10 protein-coding genes and 1 pseudogene are annotated in these 9,579 nt (G+C 41.0%); 9 read left to right on the top strand and 2 right to left on the bottom strand.

Annotated features, from left to right (window positions below; genetic code table 11):
- From AB685_RS23305 to AB685_RS23325, 5 genes and pseudogenes are all read left to right on the top strand, one after another.
- Nucleotides 1-208: pseudogene (locus AB685_RS23305) on the top strand (sodium:proline symporter); the annotation flags it as partial.
- Nucleotides 209-397: 189 nt separating this feature from the next.
- Complete coding sequence (gene gatC, locus AB685_RS23310; protein ID WP_047972970.1) at nt 398-688, top strand: Asp-tRNA(Asn)/Glu-tRNA(Gln) amidotransferase subunit GatC; 291 nt, start codon at nt 398-400, stop codon at nt 686-688.
- 17 nt (nt 689-705) lie between these two features.
- A complete protein-coding gene (gatA, locus tag AB685_RS23315) occupies nt 706-2,163 on the top strand; it encodes an Asp-tRNA(Asn)/Glu-tRNA(Gln) amidotransferase subunit GatA (protein ID WP_047972971.1) in 1,458 nt (485 codons plus the stop codon).
- Nucleotides 2,164-2,179: 16 nt separating this feature from the next.
- Nucleotides 2,180-3,607, top strand: a complete 1,428-nt coding sequence (gene gatB / locus AB685_RS23320; protein WP_047972972.1) for an Asp-tRNA(Asn)/Glu-tRNA(Gln) amidotransferase subunit GatB — start codon at nt 2,180-2,182, stop codon at nt 3,605-3,607.
- Between the two features lie 329 nt (nt 3,608-3,936).
- Nucleotides 3,937-4,839, top strand: a complete 903-nt coding sequence (locus AB685_RS23325) for a diacylglycerol kinase (RefSeq protein ID WP_047972973.1) — start codon at nt 3,937-3,939, stop codon at nt 4,837-4,839.
- A gap of 15 nt (nt 4,840-4,854) precedes the next feature.
- On the opposite strand, the gene AB685_RS31820 is transcribed toward AB685_RS23325, so the two are convergent.
- Nucleotides 4,855-5,079, bottom strand: coding sequence for a hypothetical protein (locus AB685_RS31820; protein ID WP_198530572.1), 225 nt, complete (start codon nt 5,077-5,079; stop codon nt 4,855-4,857).
- Between the two features lie 33 nt (nt 5,080-5,112).
- On the opposite strand from AB685_RS31820, the gene rlmD reads away from it, so the two are divergent.
- The 4 genes from rlmD to AB685_RS32435 all read left to right on the top strand — a co-directional run bounded on the left by rlmD (nt 5,113) and on the right by AB685_RS32435 (nt 8,730).
- Nucleotides 5,113-6,486: a 23S rRNA (uracil(1939)-C(5))-methyltransferase RlmD gene (rlmD, locus tag AB685_RS23330; RefSeq protein WP_047972974.1), complete on the top strand. Its 1,374-nt coding sequence runs from the start codon at nt 5,113-5,115 to the stop codon at nt 6,484-6,486.
- A gap of 496 nt (nt 6,487-6,982) precedes the next feature.
- On the top strand, nt 6,983-7,252 hold the full coding sequence (locus AB685_RS29885; RefSeq protein ID WP_053073930.1) for a Gmad2 immunoglobulin-like domain-containing protein: 270 nt from the start codon (nt 6,983-6,985) through the stop codon (nt 7,250-7,252).
- A gap of 300 nt (nt 7,253-7,552) precedes the next feature.
- Nucleotides 7,553-8,536: a tRNA-dihydrouridine synthase gene (locus AB685_RS23340; protein ID WP_047972976.1), complete on the top strand. Its 984-nt coding sequence runs from the start codon at nt 7,553-7,555 to the stop codon at nt 8,534-8,536.
- A gap of 65 nt (nt 8,537-8,601) precedes the next feature.
- Complete coding sequence (locus AB685_RS32435; protein WP_277814306.1) at nt 8,602-8,730, top strand: hypothetical protein; 129 nt, start codon at nt 8,602-8,604, stop codon at nt 8,728-8,730.
- Between the two features lie 98 nt (nt 8,731-8,828).
- Here the strand turns inward: AB685_RS32435 and AB685_RS23345 are convergent.
- On the bottom strand, nt 8,829-9,579 hold a 751-nt coding region (locus AB685_RS23345), incomplete at its 5' end, for an FtsX-like permease family protein (RefSeq protein WP_047972975.1).

Consider the following 9,579-nt stretch of genomic DNA (forward strand, 5'->3'; position numbering starts at 1 on the left):
TGTCGGTGGTGTCACTGTTATTGTGTGGGCTGAGCTTGATCGCTGGTTTGGTTTAAGTGCTGATCAGTTCCCAATCTTAGGTTTATATGAAATCATTCCAGGTTTCATTTTAGCGTGGATTGCAGCGATGGTATTTAGTATCCTCGATAAAGAACCATCTGCAGACATTAAAGCTCAATTTGAACAAGTTGATCAAGAATTAAAATAAAGAAATGATAGAAGGCTGATTTGAACGTGGGATCAGCCTTCTTTTTTATTATGTGAATATAATTTGGTGGGTTCCTTTAAAGTGATAAAGAAGTATTGATACTATTGGGCTTTGTTGCCTATAAGAGCGTAATTTGGTATCATAATGAATATTGTCTACATGCACGTAAAACTACTGGAGGTGATTGAGATGTCACGAATCTCAACGGATGAAGTTAAGCATGTTGCTAACTTAGCAAGACTTGCTATTACAGATGAAGAAGCCGAAATGTTCCAAGGGCAGCTAGATGCAATCATCACATTTGCTGAGCAGTTAAATGAGCTAGATACAACAGGAGTGGAGCCAACTTCTCATGTCCTTGATATGAAAAATGTTCTGCGCGAAGATAAACCAGCGGAAGGTTTACCAATCAAAGAAGTACTTAAAAACGCACCAGATCATGAAGATGGCCATATTCGAGTGCCGTCTATCTTGGATTAACAGGGAGGACAAGCTTCATGTCGTTATTTGACCACAAAATGAAAGATTTACATACGATGCTTCACAATAAAGAAGTGAAAGTTTCAGAGCTTGTTAATGAGTCCTACAAACGTATTGCCAAAGTGGATGACAAGGTAGGGGCCTTTTTATCATTAGACGAGGAAAAAGCACGTTCTTATGCTACTGAGTTASATGAAGCTCTAGGAACAGATGCATCTCGCGGTTTATTATTTGGTATGCCAATTGGGGTAAAAGATAATATCGTTACAAAGGACTTACGCACAACTTGCTCAAGCCGTATATTAGAAAACTTTGATCCAATCTATGACGCTACCGTTGTTCATAAGTTGAGAGATGCACAATCTGTGACAATCGGCAAACTGAACATGGACGAGTTTGCGATGGGATCATCAACTGAAAACTCTGCATATAAAGAAACGAAAAACCCATGGAATCTTGACTATGTACCTGGTGGATCGAGTGGTGGTTCTGCAGCAGCTGTAGCAGCAGGTGAAGTGCCATTTACGCTTGGTTSAGATACGGGTGGGTCGATCCGCCAACCAGCAGCTTATTGCGGAGTAGTTGGTTTAAAGCCTACATATGGTCGAGTATCACGTTTTGGATTAGTTGCTTTTGCCTCTTCTCTTGATCAAATTGGTCCTGTTACTCGTAATGTTGAAGACAATGCATACTTACTGCAAGCTATCTCTGGTGTTGRCCCGATGGATGGCACGTCTGCACCGGTTGATGTACCGGACTTTTTATCAGCTCTTACAGGCGATATTAAAGGGCTTAAAATTGCTGTGCCTAAGGAGTATTTAGGAGAAGGTGTTGATGAGAACGTTAAGCAGTCTGTTCTTGATTCTTTAAAAGTACTTGAAGCCCAAGGTGCAACGTGGGAGGAAGTGTCGCTGCCTCACTCTAAATATGCCCTAGCGACGTACTACTTACTATCATCATCAGAAGCATCTGCTAACCTTTCTCGATTTGACGGGGTGCGCTACGGTTTCCGTACGGATAATGCAGATAACTTAATCGATATGTACAAGCAAACTCGAGCGGAAGGCTTCGGTAACGAGGTGAAACGTCGTATTATGCTTGGAACATTTGCTTTAAGCTCGGGTTATTATGATGCTTACTACAAAAAAGCACAACAAGTTCGTACATTAATCAAACAAGACTTCGAGAAAATATTTGAAAACTATGATGTTATTATTGGGCCTACAACACCAACTCCTGCCTTTAAAATTGGTGAGAAAACAGATGATCCAYTAACGATGTATGCAAATGATATTCTCACGATCCCAGTTAACTTGGCTGGCGTACCAGGAATCTCTGTCCCTTGTGGATTCCAAGACGGATTACCATTAGGTATGCAAATTATTGGGAAGCATTTTGATGAGAGTACGATTTATCGTGTGGCGCATGTGTTTGAACAAGCAACGGACTATCATACAAAAAAACCAACATTGTAAGGGGTGAAATAGACAGATGAATTTTGAAACGATTATTGGCCTTGAAGTACATGTCGAGTTAAAAACAGATTCAAAAATATTCTCATCAAGTCCGAACCACTTCGGTTCAGAACCAAATGCCAATACAAGTGTTATTGACCTAGGTTATCCGGGTGTGTTACCCGTATTAAATAAACGCGCAGTAGAATATGYGATGAAAGCTGCGATGGCTCTTAACTGTGAAGTTGCAACTGATACAAAATTTGATCGTAAAAACTACTTCTACCCAGATAATCCGAAAGCCTATCAAATTTCCCAATTTGATAAGCCAATTGGTGAACACGGCTATATCGATATCGAAGTAGGCGGAAAAACAAAACGAATCGGAATCACTCGTCTTCACTTAGAAGAAGACGCTGGTAAACTGACTCACTCAGGCAGCTATTCCCTTTGTGACTACAACCGCCAAGGTACACCATTAATTGAGATCGTATCTGAGCCCGACATTCGCACACCGGAAGAAGCGTATGCGTATCTAGAGAAGCTTAAATCGATTATTCAATATACAAATGTATCTGATTGTAAGATGGAAGAAGGCTCACTACGTTGTGATGCTAATATTTCTCTTCGCCCAGTAGGACAAGAGAAATTCGGTACTAAAGCTGAGCTTAAAAACTTAAACTCATTCAACTTCGTACGTAAAGGTCTAGAATATGAAGTGAAACGCCAAGAGCAAGTTCTGCTTGCAGGTGGAGTAATCGAACAAGAAACTCGTCGCTTTGACGAAGCGACCGGCAAGACGCTTCTAATGCGTGTAAAAGAAGGGTCGGATGATTATCGTTACTTCCCAGAGCCAGACTTGATCCCACTCTATATTGATGATGAGTGGAAAGATAGAATCCGTGCTGAAATCCCAGAGCTTCCTGATACGAGAAAGAAACGCTACGTGGAAGAGTTAGGACTACCAGAATATGATGCAACAGTCCTCACAATTACAAAAGAAATGGCTGATTTTTTTGAAGCTACGGTTGAACAAGGTGGGGATGCGAAGCTTGCATCGAACTGGCTGATGGGTTCTGTAAATGAGTATCTAAATGCTGAGCAAAAAGAGCTTGATGATGTAGCACTAACGCCAGAGGGCCTTGCCAAAATGATTCAACTAATTGAAAAAGGGACGATCTCATCTAAAATTGCCAAGAAAGTATTTAAGGATCTGATCGAAAAAGGCGGAGACCCTGAGCAAATCGTTAAAGATAAAGGGCTTGTTCAAATTTCCGATGAAGGCGAACTTCTTAAAATGGTTTCAGAAGTGCTTGATAACAACGAGCAATCAATTGATGATTTCAAAAGCGGTAAAGACCGTGCGATTGGCTTCCTTGTTGGTCAAATTATGAAAGCTTCTAGAGGGAAAGCCAACCCGCAAATGGTAAACAAGATTTTATTAGAAGAAATTAAAAAACGTTAATATGTACTCTCCTACGTAGGGGATCAAAAACGAGTGGAGAACCTTGTAGGTTAACCACTCGTTTTTTCATGATGAGAGGAAGTGAATCAAGTGATTTACGGTTATCTTTTAGTTGGACTTTTGATTATTGTGGGATGGGTGTATTTTTTGAAGAAGAGATGATGGCGGGAGATTTAAGTGAAAGAGCTAAGGCATGTACGACTTATATTCACATACACTTTAGATAAGCAATATTCATTGTCCTTTTCTCTCTAAGTAGGTTACAATACACTCATAAATAACTGACAATAAGTGGTTTTTACTCAATTTAATTAAAGTAGGGGATCGCAATGAAAAAAGCACGTCTTATCTACAATCCAACGTCTGGACGTGAACAGATTCGTAAAAATCTTGCATATGTTCTAGAACGGCTTGAAAAAGCAGGATATGAAACATCTGCACATGCTACAACAGGTGAAGGGTGTGCCAAAAAAGCTGCCAAGCTCGCTGCAGAGCGTGGAGCTGACCTTGTTATAGCGGCTGGTGGTGACGGAACGATATTTGAAGTCGTAAACGGTCTTGCAGAACTTGACAAGCGTCCAATGCTTGGATTGATTCCAGCGGGGACAACCAATGATTTTGCTCGTGCGTTACACATTCCAAAAGAAATTGAAAAAGCATGTGATATCTTATGTGACGGACATACTGAACCGATCGATATTGGACGAGTGAACGATAAATACTTTATTAACATCGCTGCAGGAGGTACGTTAACGGAGCTTACGTATGAAGTGCCAAGTAAGATGAAGACAATGGTTGGACAGCTTGCTTATTACATTAAAGGGCTAGAGAAATTACCTCAAGTCGCGCCAACTCATGTAAAGATCGAATACGACGGCAAGCTATTTGAAGGTGAAATCATGATGTTCTTAGTCTCAAATACAAATTCCGTTGGTGGTTTCGAGCGCCTTGCACCAAAAGCATCCCTACAAGATGGAATGTTTGATTTTATCGTCGTTAAAAAGATCTCATTCCCAGAGTTCTTACATCTAACAACCCTCGCCATRCGAGGGGAGCATCTCACTCATCCAAAAGTGATGTATGTCCAAGCAAATCGGATTAAAGTGCATGTTGAAAGTGATATGCAACTAAATTTAGACGGGGAACACGGCGGTGCATTACCAGCTGAATTCGTTAACCTTTATCAACATTTTCAAATGCTTACACCGAAAGATCGGAAGAAGCGTGCGTAAATTTGAATGCTGCAGCTATTCTGCAGCTTTTTTATGTTTGGGAAGGATGTTGAGCGACGTTATGTAGATAATTCGAATGCAAACAGCACGATTTCGCTCAGAGTAAGAATTATTCGTTACAACCTTCCCATTAATTCGAACACAAATCAAATTATTTCGTACAAACTCTTCAAGAATATGGAGATTCATCTCCGCAGTGAAGTTCCGTTTCGTAATCCCTACAAACCATGCTACAATCACTACAGAAACAAAAGTGAAAAGGATGGCTATAACATGAGTAAACAACCAGCACCAATTGAAAAAAATGAAATCATAGAAGTACAAATAGAAGATTTAACCCACGACGGAGCAGGCGTAGCGAAAGTGGATGGCTACGCTTTGTTTATCCCAAAAGCTTTACCTGGTGAGAAGATTAAAGCGAAGGTCGTCAAAGTGAAAAAAGGATACGGCTTCGCGCGTGTCATGGAGACGATTGAAGAAAGCCAACATCGCGCTGAACCACCCTGTCCAATCTACCACCAGTGCGGAGGCTGTCAGCTGCAGCATATGAGCTATGAGGCGCAACTAACGTACAAACAAAAGCAAGTGAAAGACGTACTTGAGAGAATCGGTCAGATTAAGGATATTCCTGTACATGCAACCCTTGGTATGAACGATCCGTGGCGCTACCGCAATAAAGCGCAAGTGCCTGTAGGAGAAGAGGAAGGGGGACTGATCGCAGGCTTCTATCAAGAGCGCAGCCATCGCATTATTGACATGAATGAGTGCTTAATTCAGCACCAAGAAAACGATGAAGTTGTAAGCATTGTCAAAGAAATTGCCAAGAAATATGGCATTCGTGGCTATGATGAGGACAAGCATCGAGGTACCCTTCGTCACGTTGTCGCCCGCTACGGGAAACAATCAGGAGATATCATGGTCGTCCTCGTAACAAGAGGCAAGGAGCTGCCAAATAAGAAGAACATCATAGAAGATATCCAACAAGCGACTCCTAAAGTGAAGTCAATTGTACAAAATGTCAACCCGAAACGCACAAATGTCATCTTCGGTGATCAAACGATTGTCTTATGGGGAGACGAATACATTTATGATTCCATAGGGGACATCCGCTTTGCGATATCAGCTCGCTCATTTTACCAAGTCAACCCAGACCAAACGAAAGTGCTGTATGATAAAGCATTAGAATACGCCGATTTAAAAGGAAACGAAACGGTCGTCGACGCCTATTGCGGCATTGGAACGATCTCTCTGTTCCTCGCTCAAAAAGCAAAGCATGTATACGGCGTTGAAATAGTGCCAGAAGCGATTTCAGATGCAAAGAAAAATGCTGAAATCAACGKCTTCACTAATGTCGACTTTGCAGTAGGGGAAGCAGAAAACGTTATGCCATGGTGGTACGCACAAGGTATCCGACCAGATGTCATCGTCGTCGATCCACCGCGTAAAGGCTGTGATGAAAGGCTTCTTGAAACGATCTTAAACATGAAGCCAAAGCGCGTCGTCTATGTCTCCTGTAATCCAGCAACTCTAGCACGCGACCTGCGATTGCTAGAAGACGGCGGATATAAGACGAAGGAAGTGCAGCCGGTGGATATGTTCCCCCATAGTACGCACGTGGAGACGGTAGCGGTGATGGAGTTAAAATAGCTTGGTATCAACAGGTCTAATGGATTTTAGTTGAATATTGAAGTGTGCTTTATGTTCCCTCGGAATAAAGATTCGGGTTGATTCTAAAATGAAGAGCTCAAAGAATCTTAAGAAGAAGCACCTATTGAAAAATATTTAATTTGGTTCACCCCTTTAAGATTTATGTGATACCCGATATAGAAAATGTCGCATTGATCGAATTTAAAAATTAATTAAATACCACTTTGGAGAGTCCGAATTTGGGCTTTTTTTTTTGGAACCCAAACTTCATTTTTACTTATCAACAAATTGAACTTCCTGCAGTTATTTATGAAGTAGAGTCAAGAGACTCTCTTAGGTCGATATCAGAAAGAACTGGGGTTGCTTTGTCAATAATTATACAAGTGAATAACCGTCATCCAACTTTGTCGCCAGATGTTCTTTTTCCAGGAATGAGGCTTATCATTCCACTCCCAATGTCAAAAAATATAGTCGTAACACAGCCTTTTTTGGGTCCATGATTCGTGATAATCAAGTGATAGCTGGATATGCGAGGGCATTTGAAGCCAATGTACTTTATCAGGTTGTTGATGATAATGAGGTCGTTGTCACAAATGAAACCTTTACAACCGCAGAGTACGGAGCTCCCTCCTATAGCCGTTTTCGAGATAGTATACGATTTGACCGGCAGCCAACAACAAATAGAGGTGAACTACTAGGGTATACGAGAAGTGCCATGGATGGCTCGATCCAAGACCTTGTTCAGACGAGGGTGTTCTTTGGTTGAGGGGAGAAGAGACAGTAAAAAAACGGTATTATATTTTTTGAGATAGAAAACTACGATACCAAAATCCGAGGATGAGGGGTTATTTTAACATAGTAGACCAACGAACTTAACATAAACATAATTTTCAATTTGATAAAACATACCTAATCATGGTATAAATTTAAAAGAAACTGGAACATTCTACTTTTCAATCTTGGGATAATGGGTTGGTCTAAAATTCCATCATGAGAAGATTTGAATATATATATTTATGGATGTGAAGATAAAATGGATTTAAATATAAATAAGGATTTAAACACGATGAAAGATAACTTTTGGGCTGATTTACCGCGTCCATTCTTTATACTGGCACCAATGGAAGAGGTGACGGATGTTGTTTTTCGTCATGTAGTAAGTGAAGCGGCTAGACCTAATGTGTTTTTTACAGAGTTTACAAACAGTGAGAGCTATTGTCACCCGGATGGGATGAAAAGTGTCCGTGGGCGTTTGACTTTCACAGAGGATGAGCAGCCGATTGTCGCACATATATGGGGGGACAAGCCTGAATACTTTCGTCAAATGAGTATTGGGATGGCGGAACTCGGCTTTAAAGGTCTGGATATTAATATGGGCTGCCCCGTACCTAATGTGGTACAGAACGGGAAGGGAAGCGGCCTGATTCGCCGTCCTGAAGTGGCAGCCGAATTAATCCAAGCAGCAAAAGCTGGTGGACTGCCTGTAAGTGTAAAGACAAGGATTGGTTTCGCGGAGGTAAACGAATGGCGGGACTGGCTGACTCACATATTTAAGCAAGATATTGTGAACCTTTCTATTCATCTGCGTACAAGAAATGAAATGAGTAAAGTGGATGCTCATTGGGAGTWGATCCCAGAGATTAAAAAGCTGCGTGACGAGGTGGCACCACAAACACTGTTGACGATTAATGGAGATATCCCTGACCGTCAAACTGGCTTGAAGCTTGTTGAGCAATATGGTGTTGATGGTGTGATGATTGGGCGTGGTATTTTTCATAATCCATTTGCCTTTGAAATGGAGCCAAAAGATCATAGCAGCAAGGAATTGCTAAATCTCTTAAGGTTGCATCTAGATCTTTATGATAAATACTCACATTTAGAGCTGCGTCCGTTCAAGGCTCTTCATCGCTTTTTTAAGATATACGTCAAAGGATTTAGAGGGGCTAGTCAATTAAGAAACGAACTAATGAACACAGAATCAACAGATGAAGTACGAGAATTGCTTGATCAATTTGAGTCAAAGAATCTTGATGGAATGCAGGAACAGTAGAAGTGTCCCATTTAAAATACAAGGAAGAAGGAGGCTAGCTCTATATTTGTGGGGAAGGAAGTAGGATGGCACCGGACGTAGAACAAACATTAAAAAGCAATTATGTCACTATTAAAAATGAATCAGATACAAACGCTCAAAAGTGGTTAGATGCTCTTCAACAAGAAGGGCGTTATGTAAAGGATGTGTGGTAAGGAGATTTTAATCGGTAATTTCAGCGCTGGCTGATTTTTAAACTTCTTTAAATAACTCAACAAAAGCTCCAGGACCTAACCTCCTGGAGCTTTCCTTATTACAATGACATCTTAATAACTTTCTTATAATGAAGAACAGATAATATCCCGAAAATCGAGTAGAGTGCTGCATATAATCCCATAACGATAACCATAGGGGTCCATAGCTCGGTGCCGAAAAAGAACCAGCCTGATTTGACGGCAAAGTAGCTGTGAACCAGTCCCACGATGAGAGGGATACCGAAATTAAAGAGCTGTTTTCCTAGTATACCTTTTAGCAGGTCTTTTTCGGTAAAGCCTAGTTTGCGCAGGATCTTATAATTTGGTTGTTCCTCGTCGCCTTCTTCCACTTGTTTAAAATAGAGAATACAGCCTGAGGTAATTAAAAAGGTAAGTCCAAGGAATCCGACGATGAACATGATAAGTCCCATGTTCATTTTTTGTTGGCGCACTTCTGAGTATTGAGAGCTGTTGCCATAGTCTTCACTAAATGGCATGCTGTAAAATAATTCATCCGCTACTTCGGCGATTTCCCTATCCTCTAATGCAAATCCAACATAGATCGAGGATTCAAGTTGAATTTCTGGATCAATATCATTAGAGAGTTTTGTGAAGATCGCATCATTGACAATTGCTGTTGGTAATCCAAAAGTGAAATAGTGAGGGAGTACACTTTCTTTCGATAATCCTAGATACTCTTGCTCGACTGCTTCAGTGAGTCCATGAAAGGTGAGTGTTCCTGAGTCCTGCAAGCTCAGTAGGGTTTGCATCGCATCACTGAATCCTGAGAAGGTAGCTTCACCTTCACCA

The sequence above is a fragment of the Bacillus sp. LL01 genome (assembly GCF_001037965.1).